Annotated in this window: 26 protein-coding genes and 1 pseudogene; 11 read left to right on the plus strand and 16 right to left on the minus strand. The window is 53.7% G+C overall.

Going from position 1 to position 23,877, the window contains the following annotated elements; translation table 11 throughout:
- Window positions 1-384: 384 nt before the first annotated feature.
- The 4 genes from KOL70_RS23020 to KOL70_RS23035 form a co-directional block, all read right to left on the minus strand.
- Window positions 385-585, minus strand: coding sequence for a hypothetical protein (locus KOL70_RS23020; protein WP_127835221.1), 201 nt, complete (start codon window positions 583-585; stop codon window positions 385-387).
- Window positions 586-829: 244 nt separating this feature from the next.
- Window positions 830-1,267: an antirestriction protein gene (locus KOL70_RS23025; RefSeq protein ID WP_127835222.1), complete on the minus strand. Its 438-nt coding sequence runs from the start codon at window positions 1,265-1,267 to the stop codon at window positions 830-832.
- 441 nt (window positions 1,268-1,708) lie between these two features.
- Window positions 1,709-1,939 (minus strand): hypothetical protein, encoded by a 231-nt coding sequence (locus KOL70_RS23030; protein WP_215481717.1) that lies wholly within the window; start codon window positions 1,937-1,939, stop codon window positions 1,709-1,711.
- Window positions 1,940-1,959: 20 nt separating this feature from the next.
- On the minus strand, window positions 1,960-2,604 hold the full coding sequence (locus KOL70_RS23035; RefSeq protein WP_215481718.1) for a DNA methyltransferase: 645 nt from the start codon (window positions 2,602-2,604) through the stop codon (window positions 1,960-1,962).
- Window positions 2,605-2,963: 359 nt separating this feature from the next.
- On the opposite strand from KOL70_RS23035, the gene KOL70_RS23040 reads away from it, so the two are divergent.
- On the plus strand, window positions 2,964-3,275 hold the full coding sequence (locus KOL70_RS23040) for an antibiotic biosynthesis monooxygenase (protein ID WP_215481719.1): 312 nt from the start codon (window positions 2,964-2,966) through the stop codon (window positions 3,273-3,275).
- A 103-nt stretch (window positions 3,276-3,378) separates the two neighbouring features.
- On the opposite strand, the gene KOL70_RS23045 is transcribed toward KOL70_RS23040, so the two are convergent.
- Window positions 3,379-3,882, minus strand: a complete 504-nt coding sequence (locus tag KOL70_RS23045; RefSeq protein ID WP_215481720.1) for a GrpB family protein — start codon at window positions 3,880-3,882, stop codon at window positions 3,379-3,381.
- Between the two features lie 381 nt (window positions 3,883-4,263).
- On the opposite strand from KOL70_RS23045, the gene KOL70_RS23050 reads away from it, so the two are divergent.
- Complete coding sequence (locus KOL70_RS23050) at window positions 4,264-4,866, plus strand: LysE family translocator (protein WP_215481721.1); 603 nt, start codon at window positions 4,264-4,266, stop codon at window positions 4,864-4,866.
- A 91-nt stretch (window positions 4,867-4,957) separates the two neighbouring features.
- On the opposite strand, the gene KOL70_RS23055 is transcribed toward KOL70_RS23050, so the two are convergent.
- Window positions 4,958-5,935: an IS110 family transposase gene (locus tag KOL70_RS23055; protein ID WP_215481722.1), complete on the minus strand. Its 978-nt coding sequence runs from the start codon at window positions 5,933-5,935 to the stop codon at window positions 4,958-4,960.
- Between the two features lie 363 nt (window positions 5,936-6,298).
- On the opposite strand from KOL70_RS23055, the gene KOL70_RS23060 reads away from it, so the two are divergent.
- Window positions 6,299-7,270, plus strand: a complete 972-nt coding sequence (locus KOL70_RS23060) for an IS110 family transposase (protein WP_215481723.1) — start codon at window positions 6,299-6,301, stop codon at window positions 7,268-7,270.
- A 1,610-nt stretch (window positions 7,271-8,880) separates the two neighbouring features.
- Complete coding sequence (locus KOL70_RS23065; RefSeq protein WP_215481724.1) at window positions 8,881-9,345, plus strand: hypothetical protein; 465 nt, start codon at window positions 8,881-8,883, stop codon at window positions 9,343-9,345.
- Window positions 9,346-9,583: 238 nt separating this feature from the next.
- Here KOL70_RS23065 and KOL70_RS23070 read toward each other — a convergent pair whose 3' ends face one another.
- Both KOL70_RS23070 and KOL70_RS23075 read right to left on the minus strand, forming a co-directional pair.
- Window positions 9,584-9,919: a hypothetical protein gene (locus KOL70_RS23070; protein WP_215481725.1), complete on the minus strand. Its 336-nt coding sequence runs from the start codon at window positions 9,917-9,919 to the stop codon at window positions 9,584-9,586.
- On the minus strand, window positions 9,916-10,164 hold the full coding sequence (locus KOL70_RS23075) for a hypothetical protein (RefSeq protein ID WP_127835297.1): 249 nt from the start codon (window positions 10,162-10,164) through the stop codon (window positions 9,916-9,918). The genes KOL70_RS23070 and KOL70_RS23075 overlap by 4 nt, the downstream gene beginning before the upstream one ends.
- A gap of 343 nt (window positions 10,165-10,507) precedes the next feature.
- Here KOL70_RS23075 and KOL70_RS23710 point away from each other — a divergent pair, with 343 nt between their 5' ends.
- From KOL70_RS23710 to KOL70_RS23090, 4 genes and pseudogenes are all read left to right on the plus strand, one after another.
- Entirely contained in the window at window positions 10,508-10,690 is a 183-nt protein-coding gene (locus KOL70_RS23710; protein WP_371824688.1) for a winged helix-turn-helix transcriptional regulator, read from the plus strand.
- Window positions 10,691-10,791: 101 nt separating this feature from the next.
- The gene (locus tag KOL70_RS23715) at window positions 10,792-11,112 is read left to right on the plus strand and encodes a transposase (RefSeq protein WP_254185921.1); all 321 of its coding nucleotides are present in this window, start codon (window positions 10,792-10,794) and stop codon (window positions 11,110-11,112) included.
- Complete coding sequence (gene tnpB, locus KOL70_RS23085) at window positions 11,109-11,456, plus strand: IS66 family insertion sequence element accessory protein TnpB (protein ID WP_211726044.1); 348 nt, start codon at window positions 11,109-11,111, stop codon at window positions 11,454-11,456. The genes KOL70_RS23715 and tnpB overlap by 4 nt, the downstream gene beginning before the upstream one ends.
- A 19-nt stretch (window positions 11,457-11,475) precedes the next feature.
- A pseudogene (locus tag KOL70_RS23090) lies at window positions 11,476-13,052 on the plus strand (IS66 family transposase).
- A 4-nt stretch (window positions 13,053-13,056) separates the two neighbouring features.
- On the opposite strand, the gene KOL70_RS23095 reads toward KOL70_RS23090, so the two are convergent.
- The 4 genes from KOL70_RS23095 to KOL70_RS23110 all read right to left on the minus strand — a co-directional run bounded on the left by KOL70_RS23095 (window position 13,057) and on the right by KOL70_RS23110 (window position 18,707).
- Entirely contained in the window at window positions 13,057-15,693 is a 2,637-nt protein-coding gene (locus tag KOL70_RS23095; protein WP_254185922.1) for an autotransporter outer membrane beta-barrel domain-containing protein, read from the minus strand.
- 719 nt (window positions 15,694-16,412) lie between these two features.
- The gene (locus tag KOL70_RS23100; protein WP_215481726.1) at window positions 16,413-17,453 is read right to left on the minus strand and encodes a CAP-Gly protein; all 1,041 of its coding nucleotides are present in this window, start codon (window positions 17,451-17,453) and stop codon (window positions 16,413-16,415) included.
- A gap of 379 nt (window positions 17,454-17,832) precedes the next feature.
- Entirely contained in the window at window positions 17,833-18,372 is a 540-nt protein-coding gene (locus KOL70_RS23105; RefSeq protein ID WP_215481727.1) for a VOC family protein, read from the minus strand.
- Between the two features lie 143 nt (window positions 18,373-18,515).
- Entirely contained in the window at window positions 18,516-18,707 is a 192-nt protein-coding gene (locus KOL70_RS23110; RefSeq protein WP_215481728.1) for a DNA polymerase III subunit theta, read from the minus strand.
- Between the two features lie 54 nt (window positions 18,708-18,761).
- Here KOL70_RS23110 and KOL70_RS23115 point away from each other — a divergent pair, with 54 nt between their 5' ends.
- The gene (locus KOL70_RS23115) at window positions 18,762-19,436 is read left to right on the plus strand and encodes an SOS response-associated peptidase family protein (protein WP_215481729.1); all 675 of its coding nucleotides are present in this window, start codon (window positions 18,762-18,764) and stop codon (window positions 19,434-19,436) included.
- A gap of 104 nt (window positions 19,437-19,540) precedes the next feature.
- On the opposite strand, the gene KOL70_RS23120 is transcribed toward KOL70_RS23115, so the two are convergent.
- Window positions 19,541-19,813 (minus strand): XRE family transcriptional regulator, encoded by a 273-nt coding sequence (locus KOL70_RS23120; RefSeq protein ID WP_215481730.1) that lies wholly within the window; start codon window positions 19,811-19,813, stop codon window positions 19,541-19,543.
- Window positions 19,814-20,353: 540 nt separating this feature from the next.
- Between KOL70_RS23120 and umuD the strand changes: the two genes are divergently transcribed.
- Together umuD and umuC are read left to right on the plus strand one after the other, a co-directional pair.
- Complete coding sequence (umuD, locus tag KOL70_RS23125; protein WP_215481731.1) at window positions 20,354-20,803, plus strand: translesion error-prone DNA polymerase V autoproteolytic subunit; 450 nt, start codon at window positions 20,354-20,356, stop codon at window positions 20,801-20,803.
- Window positions 20,804-20,811: 8 nt separating this feature from the next.
- Window positions 20,812-22,086 (plus strand): translesion error-prone DNA polymerase V subunit UmuC, encoded by a 1,275-nt coding sequence (gene umuC / locus KOL70_RS23130; protein ID WP_215481787.1) that lies wholly within the window; start codon window positions 20,812-20,814, stop codon window positions 22,084-22,086.
- Window positions 22,087-22,398: 312 nt separating this feature from the next.
- On the opposite strand, the gene KOL70_RS23135 is transcribed toward umuC, so the two are convergent.
- The 3 genes from KOL70_RS23135 to KOL70_RS23145 form a co-directional block, all read right to left on the minus strand.
- Entirely contained in the window at window positions 22,399-22,674 is a 276-nt protein-coding gene (locus KOL70_RS23135; RefSeq protein WP_254185923.1) for a hypothetical protein, read from the minus strand.
- A 45-nt stretch (window positions 22,675-22,719) separates the two neighbouring features.
- A complete protein-coding gene (locus tag KOL70_RS23140; RefSeq protein WP_141496951.1) occupies window positions 22,720-22,953 on the minus strand; it encodes a plasmid partition protein ParG in 234 nt (77 codons plus the stop codon).
- Window positions 22,954-23,078: 125 nt separating this feature from the next.
- Window positions 23,079-23,699, minus strand: a complete 621-nt coding sequence (locus KOL70_RS23145; protein WP_166712467.1) for a ParA family protein — start codon at window positions 23,697-23,699, stop codon at window positions 23,079-23,081.
- Between the last annotated feature and the right edge of the window lie 178 nt (window positions 23,700-23,877).

Here is a 23,877-nt window from a genome sequence, read left to right on the forward strand (position 1 = left end):
GAAACCCGCAGGGGTTCGGTGGCGCTTGGCGGCTTTGCCGCTTAGCGACATAGGGCTCGACGACCCGGCTTGCCGGGAAGCCGAAGGTGGCCCCTGCTTTTGCTGTTAATTAGCCATGACCTTAAGAGCTCTTAAATATAACGCCTCTTACTGCGAAGAAATAAAACCTTTAAGGTCTCGTAAATATTGGAAATCTGCACAAAAGACTTTATGGTTTTTAGCGGAAAGCTTAAAAGACTCTGAGTTCTGGGAGTCAGAGTTTTATTATTTCAGTAGGCTTAGGCTTTCTGTAATTTTCACGACAGAAGATCACACTTACTTGCGATCCCAGGGAGTCACTTAAATGATATAAATATCAACAACATAAAACCGCGCCCGATAATCTCAGGCGTCCTGATGTGTCACCTCGCAAATCATCTCGTCCCCTTGCATCCACGTAGTCAGCTTTTCACCGGACAGCAGTTTTTGTGTGATTCTTGCGCCTTCCTCGTACATTTTCATAAAATCATCAATATAAAAAGTGACGCCATTAAATTCTGCGAAAGGCGGGCGCTTTTCATCCATGGCATATTTATTAGTTTGCATCAGATATCCTTTAATTAATTTTGGCGCACATCCTGACTGATTACATATATAAATTCAAGCTGGTTTTAATATTTGCTTAACCGGTGTTGTCTGTCCTGATACCGGCGCGGCCACCGCTGGCGTTAGCCAGGGGTGGCCATGGGGTTTACGCGCGCTCAGACGGGTCCGCTGCCGGATGTTAAATCCCTCCATCGTCAGCCCGCATTGCATGGTGGGGCGGCGGCAACACCGCCCGCGTAGTTAATCAGTCCAGCGCACGGAAAATCGCGTCTGCTTCGTGATGTTCACCGGCGTACTTCATCAACTGCCGGTGGCGTTCGCAGTAGTGTGCACAAAGTTCTTCTTCATCGTGTCGGTCATACATCCAGCTCCGGTGATTGAGAACCAGCGCGGTGACGATGATCCCCGCCGCCTCCGCGCTTACGTCCAGCTCGCTGTAATTGCCCGGATTTGAAAAGTGCCAGCGCGCCTCCCCTTCCGGCTTCATAAAGCCGCCGCCGCCGGGCAGCTGCGCGAACTCCCATACGCCGCCGTCATAGTCGCTGAGAAAGCGATCGGCATACTGGTATATGTTGAGTTCGGCGCGCATGAAATCGCCGGCAAAAAGCATCGGCAGAAAGCGCATTTTCACGTAACCGTCCAGGATTTGCGCCGGCTGGGGCGCGTGCAGTGCTGTGTTCATCAGAAACCTCCGCAGTCAGAGTGGATAACCGTTCCGGCCTGTGCCGTGACTGAATGACAGCCCGGCGAAAAGCGAAGTGTTCAGGAGCGACACCGCAGGCCGCAGCGCAAGCGAGCGGGAGGCGGGATAACGGACGGCGGCGACGCGAAGCATGAGCGGAGGCGCGACGGGAGTGAGCCCGCCGGAGCGAGTGCGAACGGGCGAGGACGGCGAGCGAAGCGATCTCTTGAACACGCAGCGGCCGGGCTAAAGTGAAGTCACGGCACCGGCCGCAGACCGCACGTTTTTCCTCCCCCGCCGCAGGCGGCATAAAAGCGGCGCGCAGCAACGTCCTTTTCCTCTCAGTCCTGTCCACAGCCGGCGTGCATATCAGCGCCGGAACCCTGTGGATAAAACTGGCCCTGCCGTACGCCGGCAGGGCTTTTGTGTTTTGGTTATTTATTAACCACCCTGGCGATAGTGTTTCCGGATCTGCGCCGCGCGCCGGCAGAGTTCCACCAGGTCGTTGTCGATTCCCTCAATGAGTAAGCCGGTCATGCGCTGCTCCAGGCTGGCGCCGTGCCAGAGGTGGCGCGCTGTCATATCACGCAGCCGCAGATGAAACTCATACAGCGATTCTTCAAGATCTGCCACGTCGTCGGCCAGCGCGTTTTCAGGGGTTTGCGTATTCATGTTTTTCTTCTCCGTAATGGTCAGGCGGCGCGCGCGCTGCGCCGGGCGTAAAGGCGGCGCAGGCCGGCGGCGTGGTACTGTTCCAGCAGCTCGATACCGATCCAGCGGCGCCCGCATTCCTCGGCTGCCACGCAGGTCGAACCGCTGCCGGCGAACGGATCCAGCACAATGGCGCCCGGCTGCGTAAAGGCTTCAATCAGCGGCCGCAGGATGCTGAGCGGCTTCTCGGTCGGGTGGTGGCGGTTGCCGGTGTATTCCCATGGCATCACGTCCGGCAGCGGTTTTGCCGGCAGCGACGGGCGCCCCTTCGCCAGCAGGTAGGCACTTTCATGCTGATAGCCGACAAAGGCCGACTTTAAGGCGTAGGGCTTGGTGAAAACCAGGTGACCGACAACGCGAAACCCCGCTTCCTTCCAGGCCTGCATGAACGTGTCCACGCGGTTCCAGCCGTAGAAACTGACCGCCAGGCTGTTATCTTTCAGCACCCGGTACATTTCCCGGCTCGCCGGCAGCACCCAGTCGCTGTTTACGTCATTCGCAATGGTGCGCCCGGACCGGTCTTTAAAGCCGACCAGGTACGGCGGATCGGTGAGAATGAAATCAATGCTTTTGTCCGGAAAGCCGCCCATAACCTGTACGCTGTCGCCGTGCATGAATCGTGACATTGCTGTGCTCCTGTGGATGAAGGGGGGCACCACTCTGGTGCCGTGACCTCCACAAAGCCGGGCGACCAGCTGAGCAAACAGGGGCGGACGCGCAAGCCGCACGCGCCGCCGGAGCGGACTGAATGTCCCGCGCACGGCGGGGAACGGGTGAGCAGTTGTGTTTGATGTCAACCTGGAAGGATGTTTCAAAGACGTCAGTGGTTACAGGTGATGAGCGTCCACTAAGAGCGAAGAGCGGACGTCGAAATAATGATGACAGGTGAGTTCTGCCAATTTTACCATAACATCCCGATCACGAATCACATCACCTTCCACATCATGTTATGTTTAAATCCCTTCCAGAACATGAGGATAGAAACGTGATCGTAAGAACATGGCACGGATGCGTACCGCTCAAGCACGCAGAAGGCTTTGCAAACCATCTGCAAAAAACCGGCGTTGAACATTCAGAGAGTACGCCAGGAAATCTGGGGGCATATGTACGCAGAGAGACGCAGGGTGAATGGGAGCATTTCTTCCTGGCTACTTACTGGAAAGATCTTGAGGCCGTAAAGGCATTCGCAGGCGAACAGTATCAGGTTGCAGTCACCTATCAGGACGACGAGCAATTTGAGCTGCTGTCCGATCCTTACGTCTTCCAGCACGACGTACAAGCCGTATCCTCCCTGTAGTTATTTGCTGGCCGCACCCATGAGGCGGCCTCTCCTCTTCTGATTCTGCCCAGCACTCATATTTAACATAACAGTGCGGCAACGAACTCAATCACTATCGTTTTCAGACAGCCAGTGCCAGTTGCAGATGATGCTCTATGAAGTCCGCTTTTAGGATGCTATAGCGGTGAACATCATTCCTGCTAAGCAATGCTGCTGAGTGTTTTATCTCAGCATACTTCCCTGTAATCTCCTTGTTTCGTCGGAGATAATCACGGAAAGCAAGATGCTTTAATACCTGCAAATCTCCGACGGCAAACGCATGCACTTGATGACTACGCTGATCACCACCCTTAATGAAGTATCTACGCCCCGGAATCCCGTTCTCACCGCGAGCAACATACCCGCCGCGAACCATTGCTGAGTTATATGTATCCAGTTCATTGATGTCGGAAACTTCAAGCAGCATGTCGATTACGGGCTTTGCTGAGAGACCAGGCACTGACGTACTTCCAATATGATGGACACTTTTAGCCACTCCGCCGAGCAATGTCCTTATCAGTAAACTTTCAGCCTCAAACATCTCAGGCCATTTATCATCGTATGGCACAACAACGACTGTCCGCATAAGCACATCCTCCATGCCTGAGTATTTACCATAACACCTCGATCACTTGGCCGCACCCCCTGAGAGCCCCTCAGCGCGTTTCTGACGCGTGCGGGCCGTTTCCGGCACCTTTCCCTAGCCATAACCCTGAAAAACGCCCCTGATGATTTCGGCGCATATGAATGGTTATGCAATGAGATCCGTTCTCCACCGACGAGTGCTCGCAGATGTTGAAAATGACAGCTTTTGGCACAAAGCGGTAGGTTGGCGCTGAAGGTCCGCTATGAGCGAGGAGCGGACTTTGATTCATGACGATTCCCTGTTTCTGCCCAGCTGAAAATTACCTATATGCGAAACGCATGACTGGCAATTTCAGGAAGTGCCAATTACTATCCAGAATCTATGGATATGAACATTTTTGGCTTTATGCCAGCATTACTCCCTGTTGCACTGTCCCCTGGAGCGAGCTTTACTCTCGTTATGAACAGTGCTCTGACAGGAGGTAACAAAGGTTTATTAAGAACCCTCACCGGAACAGCTCTGGGTATATATACCCATGCATTTTTTATAGGGCTTGGTATCACGGCAGTGCTCATCTCGTCGCCAGCAGCGTTTGCTGTACTTAAAGTAACCGGAACTGTCTATCTGCTTTGGTTAGGCGCGATGCTTATTCGGAGTGGGATAACGGTAAATGCAGGCGGGCTTACTGGTGCAAAGCATTCCGTGACTTTAAAAGAGGCTTGGCTGGCTAATGTTTTGAACCCTAAAGCCATCCTTTTTTATCTGACAGTCGTTTCACAGTTCGCAGGCGCGAAGGGTGGCGTTGGCAACTACCTTATACTGGCATCAGTTCATATAGTAGTAATGAGCATCTGGCTTTTTGCAATCACTCAAACGCTCATATTCTCAGCAAAAAAAACCAACCCATTGATGCTGAAAAAATACGTCAACATTGTCGGGGGGATGATGCTAATTGCTTTTTCTCTGCACAGCCTTATCTATTAACTCCTCAGCAAGAGCCTTCACGTCCGCTACTGGCACATAGCGGACATTAGCCCTATCTCCCAATCGTAGTTGAAACAATTCCTTTATAATCTCACTTTTCAACAAGTGAAACATTCCTGTCGCTGTTCGGGAGCACTGAGCTCTGCTTTTTCTCACCATCCCGGATTATCGCATTTATGATAGTTATCAGCTTCCGCATACATGCAGTCATAGCAACTTTGAAAACTTTGCCTCTGGCAATCAGATTTTCATAAAAAGCCTTTATCTCTGGGTTAAAGCGCACAGCCGAAAGTACGGCCATGTATAACATTGAACGGATATCAGAACGACCACCCCATATCATCCTGCGCCCACTGAAATTCCCACTATCCCTTGAGTAAGGACATAGTCCAATAAGAGCACTTATCTTACGGCGCTCAAGAGATCCCAGTTCAGGCACTTGTGTTAGTAATGCCGCCATCACAACCGGCCCAGTTCCTTTAACCTCTTTAAGCAGCTCAACTTTTTCTTTCAGTTTGGGAATCTTCCCGATCCTTCCAGAGAGGACTTCGTCGATACGCTTAATTTCCAGGGTCAGCCACTGAATATGGCGACGTATATCAGTTTTAATTTCCTGTTCTGTTTGTGCTTCAAGACGGTTCGTCTCCATTGTGCGATTAGCGACGAGCTGACGTCGGCGACTGACCATTGATTTAAGCTTCAAGAGTTCTTTATCAGGCTGCTCTCTGATCGGCGGCTCCATACGCATACCGTATTCACAAATTAGTCTTGCATCCTGTACGTCAGTTTTTGACCGAAGACCTAACGCACGACTGAAATTTTTTATCAGGCGCGGATTAACGACAGCAACTCGAAAATCATGAAATTCCAGTACTTCTACAAGTGCTCTGTGATAGTTACCTGTTGCTTCAACCACGAATGAACTGATTTTGTGGCTGCTGACTAAATTCAGCAATTCTTCAAAACCTTTGGCTGAATTTTCAAAATGATAGGTGCCCGAACATCCACTGACACATACGTCAAAGCTGTTCTTAGCTATATCTACACCCACAATGACTTTCGTATTCATTTCAGTTCTCCCAATCTTGCAAAATTCGGGCTGGAATTAACCGCCCAGGCAGTTGTTCGGGCTGGTGCTGAAAAAATGCTGCGCTATTCAGCTCACCCTCGGGCTTGTAAACCCAGCAGGCCGATCGTGCAGCAGCATTGCCAGTTTAAAGAGGCTTGCTCAACATACAAGCAGGCCGGCGACAGCTCCCTTATATGTCGGGAAATATCTAAACTGACTTTGCAGGTCTGGCGAAGTCTGTGCAGCAGGTGAAGCTTCCGGGGCGCAAGAGCCCGTAAACAAGCGAGTGCGCACGGACTGAGCCACTCATCATTAGCCCGGACAGTTGTCTGAACCCCAATTCGTATCGTAAGGAGGGGCACCATGAGTCAGCCGGATTTGCAGTGCGTGGGAATTGACGTAGCCAAGGCCATGCTGGATGTGGCAGGAACTGAAGGGATGCCCCCTTTTACTGCCAGCAACGACGGGGCCGGCTTTAAGACGATTACCGATAAACTCAGCGGAGTAAACGTTTCGCTGATACTGATGGAAGCCACGGGCGGACTCGAGGCAAAGATTGCTGTATACCTGCAGTCAGAAGGCTTTGACGTGGTTATTATCAACCCGCGGCAGGCGCGCGATTTTGCCCGTGCTATGGGACATCTGGCGAAAACGGACCGCCTGGATGCTGCTGTGCTGGCACAGCTGGCGCGCGTGATTGACCGCCACCCTGACCGCAACCGCTACATTAAGCTTATGCCTGATGCGGCCAGGCAGGCGCTGACGGCTCTGGTGGTCAGACGGCGTCAGCTCAATCAGATGCTGGTTGCGGAACGCAACCGGCTTTACCCCTCCCACCCCGATGGCCGTGAAAGTATCAGTCGGGTCATGACGGCCCTCAAGGCTGAACTTGCTCTTGTGACCAGCATGATGAATCGTCAGGTACGACAGCATTTCCGCGATCAGGCCCGCCAGATGACCAGCGTGAAGGGCGTGGCGGAAATCACCGCCGCCACCCTGCTGGCCGAACTGCCGGAGCTGGGTACCCTGAGCCGCAGGGAAATCAGCGCGCTTGTCGGTGTCGCCCCCGTTAACAGAGACTCAGGAAAAATGCGGGGAAGACGAACGATTTTTGGCGGAAGGGCCGGCGTGCGCTGCACGCTTTACATGGCGGTCATAACCGCCATTCAGTTTAATCCGGCAATCAGGGCCTTTTATGTCAGGTTAGTTGAAGCCGGTAAGGCTAAAAAGGTGGCGCTGGTTGCCTGCATGCGTAAGCTGCTGACCATCCTGAACGCCATGGTCAAAAGCGGGACGTACTGGGAGGACCATTTCACGTCACCCCCGACAATTTAGTGAATTAAAAACTCAGTCCGGTTCTGAGATTAATTTCATCAGAGCTGTTTCGATGCCACCCTGAAAAAGTTCTGCAGGGCCATCAGTGCTCTGCTGGTTATAGCTGTTTCTGATACCATCACGGCGTCAAGCTGATCTGGCCACGTCGTGAAGCGGCTCATGCCTGTGAAGGAACAAAACGAACCAGATGTCAGCTTAAGCTGCGTCGGTCTTTTAATCCGGGCATTCAAAGACGCTCTGCGAGCTCCTGATAAAACAGATCTCATTGTGAAAAAATAACGTTTTTTACGCCCCTATACTCTGATTATTCAACTTAAATGTAACCGATTACAATATTCGAATAATGTTTTCCTTCACCAAAGGGAGGTTGCGCATCAGGTACGGAGACATGCTCATGTATCATGGAGAGTCTTTGCAAAACAGAACTGTCAATCCTTCTTGGTACTTTCGATGAGTGACTCCAGAAACTTACGTTGTTTATCATTCAAATCAAGCGATTTTACTTTTTCCCGAATGCTTTCACTGCTTTTGTCTGTGGGCTGTGATGGTTTTCCTTTGTCAGGCTGTGCTCCATAAACGAACGCGGCGAAAATGCTACCCCATACCAGACAGCAAAAAATTAACATAATAATCCAGGCAGTTCTGCGACTTACTTTCATCATTAATCCCAGTAATCGTTAAGAACACGTAAGACAATTCTCATGTGATGTGGTTCTAGGTGTAAGCGATTACAGTGATATGTGCGGCATTTACAGTGCTATGGATAGCTGTAGTAAAATTTCCATCTGAAATAGTTTCAGTCTGTGGGAAGATATCTAAGTACCCTCGCATGTTGTTAGCGCTCGGACTATTATGGCTGTTTACGATGTCATCCCATTATCATAATACTTACCGCTCTGAACGCCATGGTCAAAAGCGGGGCAAACCGGGAGGATCATTTAACAACGCTTTAATAATTTACTGGGCCAGAAATTCATAGCAGCTCTGAAAGAGCATTAAAATTCTTTAAATGGAACCTGGTAAAATTTTGCATGCAGTTATCTTATTTTCAAGCATAATTGCCCACGTGAGATATCAGAAACGTAGTTCAGGATGCTTACAGAGCGCAATGGCATCAGCCCGCAGCCCGTTACTTCGCTTACGGGTCTGCGGGTATAAGCAACTTAATGTTACAATATAACATTTGAAGTTGCGCCCGAATTTTTTTGCAATGACACGGTACAGGTGGGCGGCGTTGACTCCGTGCCGTGTGTCGCTGCGACCCGCCTGACAAATGGCCGTCTTGCCAGTAACATCCGGCAAGGCGGCTTCCCTTGAGTGCTCCTGCAAATGCCAGCGGCTGCGGAGTCAGTTTTTATCAGCAGCCGTAGCGTAAATGCGGGCCCGATAATCCTTACTGTCCGTTCCACTTGCTTGGCTTTTTCACATCTCAGCCGTTCCCTCTGGCTGCGGTCTTCCCGGTGACGATGAAAGTACGCCCAGACAGCCCGGGAACAGGCATGAAGGAAAATGATGATGACGACATGAGCGCAGCAGCCCCGCCCTTGCTCTACAGCGATGGCACTCAGAAGGATAACGCCTGCTCTCTCATATCTTCTCAGAGGTAACTAATGACAATAGCCCCAGACAGGGAATCCAGACTATTCGAAACGATATATAAAAATGTCCTTTCCGCCTTGGGTATGCCCGGCGTTACCCGCTTTGGCAGTACACTTAAAGCTTATGTAACCTTCCGTACGTTAATTATTTTTAAACTTGATTTGATGCTGTACGACTATAAAGAGAAGAACGATCCATTTCGCTTTACTCTGCGCGGTCGGGCTGCGTTGGACTCGTTTCTTTTTAACTACAAAGGAATTACCTTTGATAAAACAGCCACATTAACGCTCCATGAGGTGCTAACTTTACTTGCGCCCGAAATTCAGACGTATCAGATCCCTAATGACGTTATGCAACTTCTGAAAAAAAAACCTGAGTTCAGTTTTGAGCCTTTTGAGAGGAGCTTTTCAGCATCACAGCCGGATTTCTTCGGAACCGAATGGGATCCTGAACTTCTGGACAGGCAGTATCGCTGATCAGCAAAGCTAGACACGTATTGCCCGCGCACCATCGACAAAAAATTACCATCAGATGATATGCAAGCACAGTTGCTTGTTTGCGAGGCCGCCCGGCTACCGTGAGGGCACGGCACTTTATGCCCGCCGTTTACCGGCCGCAGGACGGGAGACGGCATAAACGTGGAGCGAAGCGACGTCATCATTATCTTTCCCGTGAAAAGCGCCGCCCGCCGGGCGGCCGCCTGAGTCGTCGTTTTCAGCCCCGGAAATCAGGCCAGTGGCAACCGCACCGGTCGCTCACCACGGGTGCCAGAAGCGTACCGGTCACTTCCCACTCATCCAGAAAATGGAGGCCGGAAAGTGTTGCTGCCTGCTGCGCATCAAGTTGCACGAGAGACTTCAGCCAGACGTCATTGCCGTCAAAGCGCCAGTAACAGCCTTCACTCTCACGGGGTTCGCCCTTCCACCACGTACGGCCCATGAGCATGCAGCCCGCCTCTGCCAGCTGCTCATCCGGTGACAGGATGAGCATATGCTCCTCTGAGCATATGCCCTGCCACTCTGCCTGAAAGGAAGCCAGCCAGGTGTTCACTCTTTTTCCTCCCGTTTTGCCAGAACCGTGTCAGCGCAGTGGCGCAGGAAGTACCAGCTGAGACTGATATCCGCATCGAGCGTGGCATCGGCCAGCGCGATCGTGGCCAGCACCTCATCGGACGTCAGCTCCGGTGCCACGTCTTCGAAATCATCGGCTACCCACAGGTGCACTACGCAGGGTGTGTCTGGTGCAAAACGCTGCAGCTGTTCGGCCAGCTGGCCAGTGGTGAGAGGGTGATTCATGGTTACTCCGGTTACAGGTTGCACGGCATCAGCGCCGTGACGTCACGGCAGCCGGGTCACTGCGGAGTACGCAGGATCGAGGGACGAAGCCGCACGCGCCGCCGGAGCGGACTGAATGTTCCGCGAACGGCGGGGAACGGGTGAGTCATGAGGCGAAGCTGCCTTGCGGACGAAGCGGTCCGGCTAAGGTGAAGTCACGGCGCAGCCCGACGGTCAGGAGGGAGGTACACAGGCAATTCATGCTGTAAAAGTTGTGGGATAAGCGTAAGCGTCTCGTTCACACCGTCTTCCATTTCTGGCCGTGTTTCCTACCATGGACCCTTTCGCGAACGTGGACACTACCGTGGACAGAAACACGCCTTACATCAGCAGACCCTGGATCATCACCGCACTCAGCCTGCGGTTTAACGACGCCCTGACTTACCGTGAAATCGCTGAGCAACTGAACATTAGTACTTCCGCCACGCATAAAATGTTCAAACGTTTTCGCCGCACGGGTATTAACTGGCCGCTGCCGGATGAATAACGCCTGAGCGCCTGGAGGAGGAGCTTTACGCCTTCAACCTTGAAACAAACCTGCCTGTCAAAAAACGCCGTCCGGACTGGCCACTGGAGTTCAAAATCCGCATGGCGGATTTGACCCTGCAGCCGGGAGCCTGTGTGGCGCAAATTGCACGTGAGCATGGCATCAACGATAACCTGCTCTTCAACTGGCGGAACCTGCATCGTCAGGGACTGCTGGACCCTGCCAGCAGGGCCGCTCTCATTCCGGTCTCCGTGGAGCCGCTTCCGCCACCATCCAGACACAACGGGGCCGTTTCATCAGACCAGCCACCGGTCATCAGCTGTAAGCTGACACTACCGGGTGGCAGCCTGAGCCTGACCGGGCCACTGACGCCGGAGCTGCTGCGGGCGCTTGTGAGTGAACTCCGGGAGGGTGAGGCATGATTAACTTTCCGGCTGGCTCGCGCATCTGGCTCGTTGCCGGCGTGACGGACATGCGCTGCAGCTTCAACGGGCTGGCGGCCAAAGTGCAGAACATGCTGCGTACAGACCCGTTCAGCGGTCACCTGTTTATCTTCAGAGGCCGGCGCGGCGACATGGTGAAAATCCTCTGGGCCGATGCTGACGGCCTTTGCCTGTTCACCAAGCGCCTGGAGCGGGGCCACTTTGTCTGGCCGGTAAACCGGGACGGCAGGGTGCACCTGACGCAGGCCCAGCTGGCGATGCTGCTTGAAGGTATCAACTGGAAACACCCGCAGCGAATAAATCATCCTGGCCTGCGCATCTGAACCGGCGTAATGTGGACGCATGGAACGCTCACTCTCTGCAGAAAACGCCCGGCTAAGGGCTCTGCTGGACACGCAGCAGCACACCATCCGCCAGATGGCGGAATATAACCGCCTGCTCTCACAGCGGGTGGCGGCCTACGCCAGCGAAATCAACCGGCTGAAGGCGCTGGTCGCCAGGCTGCAGCGCATGCAGTTCGGCAAAAGCTCCGAAAAGCTGCGTGAGAAAGCGGCACGTCAGGTGCGCGAAGCTGAAGATCGCATCAGTGCCCTGCAGGAAGAGATGGCGGAGGTTCTGGGTGAACAACATGACCCGGCTCTCCCGCAGCCGCTGCGCCAGTCTTCCGCCCGTAAACCGCTGCCGGCCTCGCTTCCCCGTGAAACCCGCATTCTGTCGCCAGCCGAAACCGCCTGTCCGGCTTGCGGCGGCGGCCTCAGCCCGCTGGGCTGCGACGTGTCGGAGCAGCTTGAGCTTATCAGCAGCGCCTTTAAAGTTATCGAAACGCAGCGGCCAAAGTTTGCATGCTGTCAGTGCGACCAAATCGTTCAGGCATTTATGCCTTCCAAACCGATTGAGCGCAGCTACGCCGGACCCGGGCTGCTTGCGCGCATCGTCACAGCAAAGTATGCAGAACATATTCCACACTACCGTCAGTCGGAAATCTACCGCCGGCAGGGCGTGGAACTCTCCCGGGCCACGCTCAGCCGCTGGTCCGGCGCGGTCAGTGAGCTGCTGGCACAGCTGTATGACATGCTGCGGCAGTACGTGCTGATGCCGGGCAAGGTCCACACCGATGATGTCCCGGTGCCGCTGCAGGAGCCGGGCAGCGGCAAAACCCGCACGGCGCGGCTGTGGGTGTACGTGCGGGATGACCGCAACGCAGGGTCGCAGCTCCCACCGGCAGTGTGGTTCGCGTACTCGCCGGACAGGAAAGGTATCCATCCACGACAGCATCTTGCAGGATACAGCGGCATTCTGCAGGCAGATGCCTACGGTGGCTACAATGCCCTGTACGAAACCGGCCACATTACTGAAGCGGCCTGCATGGCGCATGCCCGGCGAAAAGTCCACGACGTGCACGTCCGTACACCCACGGACATCACCACCGAAGCGCTCAGGCGCATCGGTGAGCTGTATGCCATCGAGGCGGAAATACGCGGCAGTCCGGCAGAGGAACGACTGGCGGTCAGAAAAGCCAGAACCGTCACGCTGATGCAGTCGCTGTACGACTGGACACAGGTGCAGATGGCGGTGCTGTCGCGCCACTCGGATACGGCGAAGGCCTTCGCGTACCTGCTGAAGCAATGGGAGGCGCTGAACCTGTTCTGCGGCAATGGCTGGGCGGAAATCGACAACAACATCGCGGAGAACGCGCTGCGCGGCGTAGCCCTGGCCGGAAAAACTGGCTGTTTGTCGGTTCAGGTGCAGGTGGGGAGCGCGCTGCAATCCTTTACTCCCTTATCGGCACCTGCCGGCTCAATGGCGTGGACCCGGAAATATGGCTACGCTATGTGCTGAGTCATATTCAGGACTGGCCGGTGAACCGGCTGAATGACCTGCTGCCCTGGAAAGCTGCCCTGCCGCCTGCAATGGGATGATGTCTCAGAACCGGTAGCTCACCTGCAGCGAACCCTGACTGTCGCGGTAGCCACCGCCCCCGGCCTGCTGCGTGAATACTACGGCGCCCGTCAGACTCTGCGAAAGACGCCCCTCCACGCCCGTTTTCAGCTCCGCGATATTACGGCTCCCCCGCACACCATCCGCGTCCTCGTTCATGCGCACGCCGTACACCTGTGTATTGTGCAGCCAGTTCACTTCCACGAACGGCTGGAACTCGCGCACGGTCTGCTGGTCTGCCCGGCTTTTCCCGTTCAGGTAAGTTCTGAGTCCGAGGCGGGTGGTAACGCCGTCGTTTGCCGTATTCTGCACGCGGGTGCCGCCCGCCTCGGTGTGGTCATCCGCCCGGATGCCGGACCAGATGACCTGCGCGTGTGGCTCAAGGAATACCCGGCTTTCCATACCGGTGTCACTCTGCCAGCTGTTTACCTGCCACGCGTAGCCTCCTTCCAGCGACGCTTTCAGCCCCTGGCTGTTATAGCGCTCCACCGGCAGCATGTCGCCGGATACCTGGTTGCGGAACCAGTTATATTGCGCCCACGTCTCTGCCCACGCTCCGGTCTTTGACTCCGCGTTCTGGTACCACGTGCCATAGGCCCCTGCGCTGTATCCGCTCACGCGGCCTTTCGCGTCCCGCCCGGTGAGACCGTTGTGCGAGCTGCTGTCTGCCCTGCCATATCCGCCCATGAGGCCGGCGTGAAGCGTGTCCGTACCGTTTGTTGAACCCTGAATAACATCACCGCCCAGTTGCAGCACGTAGCGGTTAGTCTGAGTACTATTCTGTCCATCTGCCATTGATGCCCGCCCGTGTCCGCCCAGGTTGCGCATCCACAGGCTGGTTGTCCGGTTTTCACCCGTTAACGGGGCGGTATAGCGAATTTCGCCGCTGCGATCCCGCATTGACAGGTCAAACAGGGTACTCGCCGCCTGCAGGTTGGCGGTATAGGCCGCCGCTTCCGGGCGGTACATTCTGACCAGCTCAGAAACAGGCTGAGGCTGGAGCTGGGCCTGAGGCTGGGGCTGAGGCAACACGGAGGTGAAACTTGTCAGGTACCAGCCCGCCGTGTCAGTGCCAGAGACATTTCCTTTGCGCAGGCTGTAGTCATAAGCTCCTGCCACCACGCGGCTCCCCAGCGAGAACACCGCATCAGAACGTCCGCCCACGCTGATGAGCTGAATACCGTCCAGCGTCTGAGCGCCACCGCCGTTCTCATTGGTCACGAAGAGGGTGCTGGCACCGCGCGTGTTCCCGGTCACCACCAGACGGTCGGTCAGCGAGTCATCGCCGCCCAGCACGCTGCCGAGCGAGACTGAACTGCCGGGCAGGCCGGTATAGTCACCGTTAACGGTCAGGGTATTGCCGGCGCTGATCGGGGTCGGGTTCAGCACAAGGCTCCCGCGGTTGGTCAGGCTGGCGTTGATGGTGGAGGACGCGGTCTTTTCAGTACTAAAAAGAAGCGTGCCATTCTGGGACAGGGCGCCGTCAAGCACGCTACCATTTTCCAGCGTCAGGGTGCCGTTGTTTACTGTACCGTTTACAGCCGCCCAGCGGGCAGAGGAAGAGAGGGTCAGCGAACTGCCGGAGTTGACGGTAATGTTGTCTACGCTGACGTTATTCGTGGCAGTGAAAGCTGCGTTGTTACTGCCGTCGCCCACGGACACGTTGGAGCCAGCCTGACCAGTCACTGCACCGTTAATAACTGCTCTGGAGCCACTGATATATATTGCTGAGTGACCAAGGTATACCGGCCCGTCAATCAATCCCGAGTTGTGAACACCGCCACTTATATTACCTGAGTTATAAACAGACCAGTTTCCCCCCCTTATTGTACCGCTGTTTTCAATCTGAGAGATGTTTCCGGCATTGCTGATTCCGGTGTCTGCGCCCTGAATGATTCCGGCAGACTCGTTTATAATACTGCCTACTGTTCCTTCATTGAGAATGCCATTGCCGACGGTGCCCGAGATGATGCCTGAGTTGCTAATCTGGCCTATCCGGTTGGTTATTCCACTCGTTGTAAGGTTGGTGATGCCGGTCGCCGCCCTGATTACCCCGCTGTTAAGCACCGAATCAATCGATGAAAGATTATAAAGAGCCGTGGTGTAATTGTCTTTCCCGGTCAGGTCACTGTTCAGAGCCAGGCTGGTGATTGCTGAATCGTTCTGTAGAGTTCCGTTATTTGTAAAATCACCAATAAACCCTGAAATATTATATACAGCCGCGATGCCCGCTCCGCCCGTGACAGATATCAGACCGTCATTCATAAAATCTTCTATATGCGTTTCATTTGCTGAACCAGGTCCGTTACTGGCCACGCGAACAGCAATGTATGCGGAAGCTATTGTTCCGCCGTTGGCAAAATTGTCGAGGTTGTTTTCAGGAACAGAGACCGCAACGAAGCCATTGCCTTCTCGGGTGACGTCAACAGAGGCACCTTCTGCCACCGTAAAAAAGCCCAGTGACGGCGAGACAGTACATTCTTCGGTTTCCTGACTGGTAATAGTCTGAACTTCATTATCGCCAGCTGAAGCACACACGCTGGCTGCCACTGATGAAAATGAAAGTAAATTTAAACTCATCAGGCTAGCGGTCCACATTGCGTGCTTTTTTTCATAAACCATTTTTAATTCCCGTCAGAAAACAACTTTTTAAAACATCGGCGTGAACGTAAAAAAAACAGTCTTAATCATCACGATTATATCGCGTCCTGTTCAGTCAGAAATAATTAAGAATCACTTAACTTAGCAATATTCCACTTACCAGACAAGATACCGACCGGAACTAAAATGAGCGCAGGGCATAACTGGCCTCACAGCAGGTTACCCCCCTGACAAATCCACACTGAAGTTCAGTACTAGCGGCTAACCGGAACGGAGATCAGGCTGTCACAGCTTACCACCGTTATGAAAATACGGTTTTGAACAACGCTTTTCAGTGCCGGTGATAAGCAGAGTAATGCCAAGATTTCGTGGGAAGTGTGTTATTTTAACCGGGCGGTGAATCCCCCTCAGCGGCGGGGCTGAGCCACAGACGGGGTGAAAGCCTTGGCCAATAAGCGGGTCAGGTTGTGGCTTTTCCTGACTCACCGGGAGGCACCCGGCGCCGCTCAGTTTGCCTCAGGGAAGCTGACAGATGTAAACAAACGGACGTAAATGGGTCGGGGTCGGCTCTGCTGCGTGCAGCCGGCACGCCCTGAACAGCTACCGTTTTCAGCAGGCAAAAGGCCTGCGGTTAAAACCACAGGCCTTTTGATTTATGCTGAATCCGGAGGCGTGCTACACATCAAAAAAAGCAACCTCCATTCCGGAGTGTTGGGGTTATTACGCCCATCCGGTGTCTTTCAGGTCCTGATTTTCCGGTAGGCAGGGTGAGTATTCACCCCCCACAAACCGGCCAGCGCACTGACAACAGCCCCCGCCAGAAGAGCGATGAATGACCACAGAGCGATTTTTGCAGCCGCGCTGGCGGCTTCGTCAGCTTTCTCTTTTGCCTGCTTTTTGAATTCCGCGTACTGCGCCTTCGCATCGTTCAGATTACTCTGGAGCCGGGCCATGCGGTCGCTTACCTCCTGAACGGTTTTGTCACGCGCCTGAATGAAGTTATCGACGGCCCTGTCCGCTTCTTCCGGTGACAGACGGGTATTTTCTGCCAGCGCTTTTTTCACCTCATTCCTGTCGACACCTTTGCTGACCGCATCCGCCCGTGACTTCAGTTTACCGCTCAGCGTATCAATAATGGCGTCACTGTTGCCCGGGTTAACAGCCAAATCTTTGACCGAATCTGCAATATCACTCCCCGCTGCCTGAAGCTGGGACTGCAGAAATTCCGGCTGAAGTTCTTTAATGTTGCTCCTGCGCAGCGCATCCAGTACCTGTTTGTCCGCCTGCGGGGCTGTGAGCTGCGTGTTCAGTCCGAGCCTGTCAGCAATATTCTGAGCGATATCGGCTGTTGCGCCCGATGCTTTTCCTGCTGCACTGCCCAGTCCACCCACAGCAGAACCCGTGGCAGATGCTGCTGCGCCAACGGCGCTTCCCGCCATGTGCAGAATGCCGCCAGCGGCGGCGAAGCCCAGCACGGAAGCAATAAGCAGGGATGTGGCCCATGAGAGAAATCCATGGATGGTTCCATCCGCGCCCGCCAGCCTGCCGGCCACAAAACCGCCGCAGGCCAGACTCAGCACTATCGAGATAACTGACCAGATAATAACAGCCTTGTCAGCACCGTTAATGACATCGTCAGACTGAGGTGAAAGCATTGAAAAACCCAGGCTTGACCCAAGCGTGGTCAGTAGCAGGGACACAGCCATTACCGTTACCACGCCCGCAATGATGCTGCCCCACGAGACGCTTCTGTTCAGTTCCGCTTCATTTACAAGTTCCATTGTAATCTCCATTTAAAAGCTATTAAAAAGACGGGATTAATCCACGCCCAGATTAATCTTAGTAAAAATATGGGGCACTCAAAGCCGATTAGACGAAACAAGCATCACCTGTGCTGTCAGAGAAAGGTGTGCCGAACCGATAAAGCGCAAGACGGTGCAGGTAAGACGCTTACCCGTAATCTTCACGACCGTTTTTCAGGATTCTAACTGAAAAAGGTGCCGGAAACGGTTCGTTAGCGCCAGAATCGCCCTAAGGGTCTATCAAAGGTGCGCCCAATTAGTCTTGTGTTAAATCGGGCAGCACCAACGCAAAAAAAAGCCGCCTCTTAAGCGACCTTTTTTAGAAATTTTTTCAAGTGCCACTACCCTGCGATGTCGTTTACGGTTCAGGTATCCATGTATCTGCTTCGTTATCGTCGGGGTAATAATAACCATTCGGTATCGATTGCAGCTCTATTAGGCTTCCCCATGGGGCCTGGAAGTATACGCTGGCATTATCTTCAGTATCTTCATGACGCGAGTTTCCGTGTATTTCTGAAAGAAATCTGCCTCCTGCTGCCTTTACCCTTTCCACCGCATAATTTATATCGTCCACGTAAAGTGAAATGTGGTTCCAGCCAATATCCTGCAGTCTTACAGGTTGTTCCTGTTCCCGGCTTACTATCTCAAAAAGCTCCAGATTTGGACCATTACCAATCCTTAGTAGCCTTTGTTTGATAATCATTGAGCCCGAGCTTAAACCCAGCTGTCTCTCAGTATCAGTCCCTTTTCTTGGGGGATCATTGTCTGTAAGGCCGTTATAAACAAACATGGCGTCCAGCGCCTTTTGCAAAAATTCAGTTGCCTGCTGCAGGTCCGGAACGGTTAGCCCTACATGGTTTATGCCCCTGGTAAGGGTGCGTTCCCTTTTATTTCCCATGCTTACCCTCTGTTAGCGAGTCTTAGGATACCTACAAAGGGTAGCCTCTTTTCGCTTAGAAGATGTGTTATGTCTAGTGTGGCAAAATTTCCCGATCGCCATCATTTTAATGTCCGATCTTCGCTCAAAGGAGACACTATTTTTCAGCTTCCTTTTGATACACAGGGTCGTCGCTCCCTGTAATACTCGCGCAACGCTTCTGACTGCTGACGCTCGACCTCTGCCGCGTTCACCGGCAGATTCAGGCATTCTTTGTACGCAACACCGGCTGCGGCTAAATTCACGTTGATCCGATCGCGCTCTTCCCGGGGCCGGGCGGCAAGGTTATGTGACATGATAATCCCTCCGGACAAAATTATACCGCCTATGCTGAATAGCAGGAGGGGCTTATGTGTGGACGATTTGCGCAGTACAGCAGCAGAGATGACTACTTTGACGCTCTGGGTATTGGCCCGGAAGAACTGACCCGGGATGCTGAGCCCATTGGCCGGTACAACGTGGCGCCGGGTACTAAGGTTCTGTTGCTCAGTGAGCGTGACGGCGAGCTGAAATTTGATCCTGTTTACTGGGGCTACGGTCCGGAGTGGTGGGATAAACCGCCGCTCATCAATGCCCGCAGCGAAACGGCTGCGACAGGGCGTATGTTTAAGCCCCTGTGGGAACACGGGCGGGCCATTGTGCCGGCATCGGGCTGGTTTGAGTGGAAAAAAAGCGGTGCCAGGAAACAGCCCTACTTCATTTATCACCGAAACAGAGAGCCGCATTTTTTTGCGGCCATCGGGAAGCCGCCTTTTGACCGGGAGCACGGGCAGGAGGGTTTCGTCATCGTCACCGCAGCCAGCAATCAGGGGATGGTCGATATACACGATCGCCGTCCTCTCGTGCTGACGGCCGACGCGGTCCCGGAGTGGCTGAGTCATGACACTTCGCCGGCGCGCGCGGCAGAAATTGTGCGTGACGGCGCGCTGCCTGAGTCCGTCTTCACATGGCATCCGGTAGCGGCAAAAGTCGGCAACGTTCACAACCAGGGGCCTGACATTATCCGGAACACCGGCGATGGCTGACAGAGTGTCCGGACATCTGCTTATGAAGGGCGCCGGTACGGGCTGCAGTTTATTTACCCCCTGGTGAAGGCGGAGAATATAATCCCGTACCGGCACCGGTTAATTTAACACGGCGGTGTCCCGTCGACACCGGCGAATGCGTCAGCACCTGATTCAGCCCGCATCCAGAGGGCCTGACGGGTGAGCCAGAAGCCGGGGGAGTGGAACACGATGCCCAGCTGCTCCGCCAGCGTCTGCGTCACCGGCAGGCGCCCCGCCAGAAAAGCCCGGGCGATATCGCTGTCCAGCCCGCAGCGATCACACAGCTGCGTCACGGAGATATCGTGCTCAGTCAGAAGATAAGCGAGAAAACGTGCGGGAGAGGTGTGGCCATCCATAGATTGCCCCGGAGGCTGATGAGGAGTTTCATCCAGATTAGAACGGTCCGTCAGGCCTGCACAACGGGTCCCGAAAAAATACCTGCCGTTAACTGCCAGCCCGCCACGCTCGCCGCAGTCACGGCTGAGGCGTACCGCAGCAGCGCGAGGAACGAACAGTCGTGCCGAGGAAGCGTCATTTCACCGATGCCGGCATCGACTGCTTACGCACATTACGCTTATTGTGCATTTCAACAAAACCAGCCCGGCCCAAGAGCGCCGGGCTGTAAAGATACAACCGGAAACGCCTCTCCACGTCTGCCGGCCCTGACCTGAGCATAGTGGCGTCACTCAGTATCAGCCAGCCGACCTTCATAAAAATTTCCCGGCGGGTCAGTCAGATGGCTTCGCTTCTGCGCCAACCCGTTTCGCTCCCTCTTGCCAGATAATTCCCCCTCAATAATACTGTATGTATAAACAGTAAAACAACAGGAGGAATTTTATGCGCGATTTACTCAGCACTTTTGAAGTCACACTGCAGCATGGCCGGGGCAGCGGATCATGAACCCGGGCAGCTATACCGCCGGCCTGACGCTGCTCTGGCCACCCATTATTACGCCGAGGGTCAGGGTACCGCTTTATGCCGATCCGTGCGCCGCCGGCTTCCCCTCCCCTGCGCAGGATTACGTCGAGAAAGAGCTCGATCTGAATGAGCTGTGCATCCGCCGGCGCGCCTCAACTTTCTTCGTGCGCGCCAGCGGCAACAGCATGCGTGACCTGGGCCTCTGCGACGGCGACGTCATGGTGGTTGACCGGGCCGAGGAAGCCGCTCACGGCGATATCGTGATTGCCGAGGTCAACGGCGAGTTTACGGTTAAGCGTCTGCAGCTGCAGCCCAGGCTCGCGCTGCTGCCCATGAATCCGGCCTACCCGGTGATCCACCCGGAGGAGCTGCAGCTGCTCGGCGTCGTGACCTGGTTCTTTAACAGTACCCGTGCCCGCCGGAGGTGATCATGCCCATGTTTGGTCTGGCCGACGTTAACTCCTTTTATGCCAGCTGCGAGGCGCTCTTCCGCCCTGACCTGCGCGGCAGGCCGGTGGTGGTGCTAAGCAACAACGACGGCTGCGTCATTGCGCGCAGCGCCGCTGCCAAAAAACTCGGCATAAAGATGGCCGCACCGTGGTTTCAGATCAAAAATGAGGGATATCCTGAAAAGATTCATGTGTTTAGCTCAAATTACGCCCTGTACCACTCGTTGTCGAACAGGGTCATGATGGCACTGGAGGAAATGACGCCGAAGGTCGAGCAGTACTCTATTGACGAGATGTTCCTCGATTTAACCGGCATTGATGGCTGCGAGGACTTTGAGCACTTCGGCCGGCGCCTGCGCGCCCACGTGCTGGCCACGACCGGCCTGACCGTCGGCGTGGGCATGGGGCCAACAAAAACCCTCTCAAAATCAGCACAATGGGCCAGCAAGGAGTGGCCGCAGTTCCGCGGGGTGCTGGCACTGACGTCGGATAATCCGAAGCGTACCGCGACGCTGCTGGAAAACCAACCCGTAGAGGAGATATGGGGCGTTGGCCGGCGCATCGGCAGGCGGCTCAATCTGATGGGCATTGAAAACGCCCTGCAGCTGGCGCGCGCGCACCCTGCCCTCATCCGAAAAAACTTCAGCTTGGTGCTCGAGCGCACCGTTCGCGAGCTCAACGGGGAATCGTGCATTCCCCTCGAAGAGTTTGCGCCGGCGAAACAGCAGATCGTCTGCAGCCGCTCTTTTGGTGAGCGCATTACGACAAAAGTGGCCATGCAGGAAGCGCTGTGTCAGTACGCCACCCGTGCGGCGGAGAAGCTGAGAAATGAGCGCCAGTTCTGCCGGCGCATCAGCGTTTTTATCCGGACCTCACCGCACGCGCAGGGAGAAGTCTTCTACGGCAACAGCGCCGGCGAGAATCTCACCCTACCCACGCAGGATACGCGCGACGTGATTGAGGTGGCCATGCGATCGCTCGACCGCATATGGCTTGAAGGGCGGCGCTACATGAAGGCCTGCATCATGCTCGATGACTTCACGCCAGACGGCGTCAGTCAGCTGAACCTGTTCGATGAGGACAAGCCGCGGGCCAACAGCGCGCAGCTGATGAAAGTACTGGACGGCATCAACCAGTCCGGGCTCGGCAGCCTGTGGTTTGCGGGTCAGGGCGTGAATACAGAATGGAAAATGAAGCGGGAGATGTTATCTCCTGCCTGGACAACGCGCTGGAGCGATATTCCCGTGGCGCGCGTTAAATAGCTAGGCGCAGGCAGCTAAAGCTGGAGCTGATGCCTGCCGTCACCCTGCCCTCTCAGGAAAACCGATGCCAGAATTCATCCACAATATACAGAGGCTTGCCGGGTTTCTTACCGCGGAAATAACTACCGCGTGGCAACTTGTCACCACTTGAAAGCTGACGAATCCAGTCTTCAAAAGCAGGGCGACGCCGGCGGTACCTCCTCTTAAACATGTCGGCTGACTGAGTATACTCATGCAGGTTTACTCCATACCCGCGCGCCTGCTGCAATAGACCCTGTATTCCCATCTTTGTGCCTTTTTTTGCTGTATTCTTCAGCGTGAGCTGTTTTTCTTCCAGGTATCATTGGCCATGAATGCCGCACGCGACACGCAAGCGCCCCACAGCAGCCGCAGGCCGATTTTTATCAACTCGCTGGCGTGCGGCAGGAAAAAGAGCGGCACGATAAATACCGCACTCAGCAGGAATCCCCACTCAGCAACAGTTTTGCTGTCTTTTCCATCGAGCTTTTTAAGCCCATAAATCCCAAAATTAAATTGATCAGTCTGTTCATTGTGACCTTCAGATTCAGTGCCCCAACATCTTCTCAAATGGCTTGCAGCTTTATAGCCAGTAGATTAATCAGGGGATCGCTTTTATTCGTTCTCTTTAAGCCAGTCATCAACAAGGAGGTTGATTACGTCTGTTATAGAAGTACCTTTTCTGGCGCAAGCAGCCTTGAATCTTAGGTGCTTTTCCTCATCAAAATTGACGTTTACACGCTTAGCTTTTCCAGTCACAACTGGAGTGGTGACAACATTTTTAAGATCCCTGTTTTCACCAAAAGTCATTTTCTTATTACTGCTGCTATGAGCCTTTTCAAGCGCCATGTGACTCTCCACGGAAAAATTTCACTGAGTATATGAGTATATGAGTATATGAGTTTCAAAAGCTTCAGTCAAATGAGTAATTGAGCGCATGAGTATCATTAACACTCATATGTGTAAATACTCAATCATTCAACACTACTAACTATCTCTTTTGTAAGGATTTCTATTTCACCCTTAGCTGCACCATCATTGGATTCAAACACACTGTCACCATCGAGAATTGATTTTACATACACCTGTCGCTGAGTTATTGCAGTGCGAAAACATTTGACACCTGTATCCTTAATGCTTTCTTTAAGAACATTGAGCATGGTTGCCTGCTCAATTTTTCGAGTGATCAGGAAGCGGGCTTCAACTTTTCGGCTGTATGCTTGCGCTTCAAGCACCGTAACAACACTGCCAGCTGCAGAGAAATCTAAAGGACTTGGGGTAACAGGAATTATGACAAGATCGCTGACCATCACGGCAGCAGAGGTGATTACGGAAAGCGAACCAGCACCGTCGACGATAACGTAATCATACTCAGCAAGATCTTTGCGGATTCCGTAAACATCTTTTTCTGAGGCAGCTGTATATACATCGAATGCTGCTTTGTCAGACTTACTCCAGTTTGTCAGACTCATCTGGGGGTCTGTATCAACTACTGCAATATTGTACCCGCTTCTGGCCATAGCAGTGCTGACATTGATAACAGCAGTCGTCTTACCGGAACCACCCTTTGGGTTCAGAAAAGAAATAACCTTCATGTTAGATAATCCCTACGTTAAAACTCAAATGAAGCTGTGAGTAAATGAGTATAGAGACTTAAAGCTTACGAATAAAGAGTTTTTACACATCAACTCAAAAACACAAATGAGTATAAACTCAAAAAAAGCTTACTATGTGATTGATAAAAAACAAGAAACGCAACTTCAAAAACTCATT

Source organism: Pantoea sp. B270, from assembly GCF_018726825.1.
In the GTDB taxonomy this organism is placed as follows: domain Bacteria; phylum Pseudomonadota; class Gammaproteobacteria; order Enterobacterales; family Enterobacteriaceae; genus Pantoea; species Pantoea dispersa.

Bases quoted from the DNA above. Each gene is read 5' to 3' on its own strand.
- KOL70_RS23020 (WP_127835221.1), bottom strand. From the start codon at position 585: ATGCAAACTAATAAATATGCCATGGATGAAAAGCGCCCGCCTTTCGCA.
- KOL70_RS23025 (WP_127835222.1), bottom strand. From the start codon at position 1,267: ATGAACACAGCACTGCACGCGCCCCAGCCGGCGCAAATCCTGGACGGT.
- KOL70_RS23030 (WP_215481717.1), bottom strand. From the start codon at position 1,939: ATGAATACGCAAACCCCTGAAAACGCGCTGGCCGACGACGTGGCAGAT.
- KOL70_RS23035 (WP_215481718.1), bottom strand. From the start codon at position 2,604: ATGTCACGATTCATGCACGGCGACAGCGTACAGGTTATGGGCGGCTTT.
- KOL70_RS23045 (WP_215481720.1), bottom strand. From the start codon at position 3,882: ATGCGGACAGTCGTTGTTGTGCCATACGATGATAAATGGCCTGAGATG.
- KOL70_RS23050 (WP_215481721.1), top strand. From the start codon at position 4,264: ATGGATATGAACATTTTTGGCTTTATGCCAGCATTACTCCCTGTTGCA.
- KOL70_RS23055 (WP_215481722.1), bottom strand. From the start codon at position 5,935: ATGAATACGAAAGTCATTGTGGGTGTAGATATAGCTAAGAACAGCTTT.
- KOL70_RS23060 (WP_215481723.1), top strand. From the start codon at position 6,299: ATGAGTCAGCCGGATTTGCAGTGCGTGGGAATTGACGTAGCCAAGGCC.
- KOL70_RS23065 (WP_215481724.1), top strand. From the start codon at position 8,881: ATGACAATAGCCCCAGACAGGGAATCCAGACTATTCGAAACGATATAT.
- KOL70_RS23075 (WP_127835297.1), bottom strand. From the start codon at position 10,164: ATGAATCACCCTCTCACCACTGGCCAGCTGGCCGAACAGCTGCAGCGT.
- KOL70_RS23715 (WP_254185921.1), top strand. From the start codon at position 10,792: ATGGCGGATTTGACCCTGCAGCCGGGAGCCTGTGTGGCGCAAATTGCA.
- tnpB (WP_211726044.1), top strand. From the start codon at position 11,109: ATGATTAACTTTCCGGCTGGCTCGCGCATCTGGCTCGTTGCCGGCGTG.
- KOL70_RS23095 (WP_254185922.1), bottom strand. From the start codon at position 15,693: ATGGTTTATGAAAAAAAGCACGCAATGTGGACCGCTAGCCTGATGAGT.
- KOL70_RS23100 (WP_215481726.1), bottom strand. From the start codon at position 17,453: ATGGAACTTGTAAATGAAGCGGAACTGAACAGAAGCGTCTCGTGGGGC.
- KOL70_RS23105 (WP_215481727.1), bottom strand. From the start codon at position 18,372: ATGGGAAATAAAAGGGAACGCACCCTTACCAGGGGCATAAACCATGTA.
- KOL70_RS23110 (WP_215481728.1), bottom strand. From the start codon at position 18,707: ATGTCACATAACCTTGCCGCCCGGCCCCGGGAAGAGCGCGATCGGATC.
- KOL70_RS23115 (WP_215481729.1), top strand. From the start codon at position 18,762: ATGTGTGGACGATTTGCGCAGTACAGCAGCAGAGATGACTACTTTGAC.
- KOL70_RS23120 (WP_215481730.1), bottom strand. From the start codon at position 19,813: ATGGATGGCCACACCTCTCCCGCACGTTTTCTCGCTTATCTTCTGACT.
- umuD (WP_215481731.1), top strand. From the start codon at position 20,354: ATGAACCCGGGCAGCTATACCGCCGGCCTGACGCTGCTCTGGCCACCC.
- umuC (WP_215481787.1), top strand. From the start codon at position 20,812: ATGTTTGGTCTGGCCGACGTTAACTCCTTTTATGCCAGCTGCGAGGCG.
- KOL70_RS23140 (WP_141496951.1), bottom strand. From the start codon at position 22,953: ATGGCGCTTGAAAAGGCTCATAGCAGCAGTAATAAGAAAATGACTTTT.
- KOL70_RS23145 (WP_166712467.1), bottom strand. From the start codon at position 23,699: ATGAAGGTTATTTCTTTTCTGAACCCAAAGGGTGGTTCCGGTAAGACG.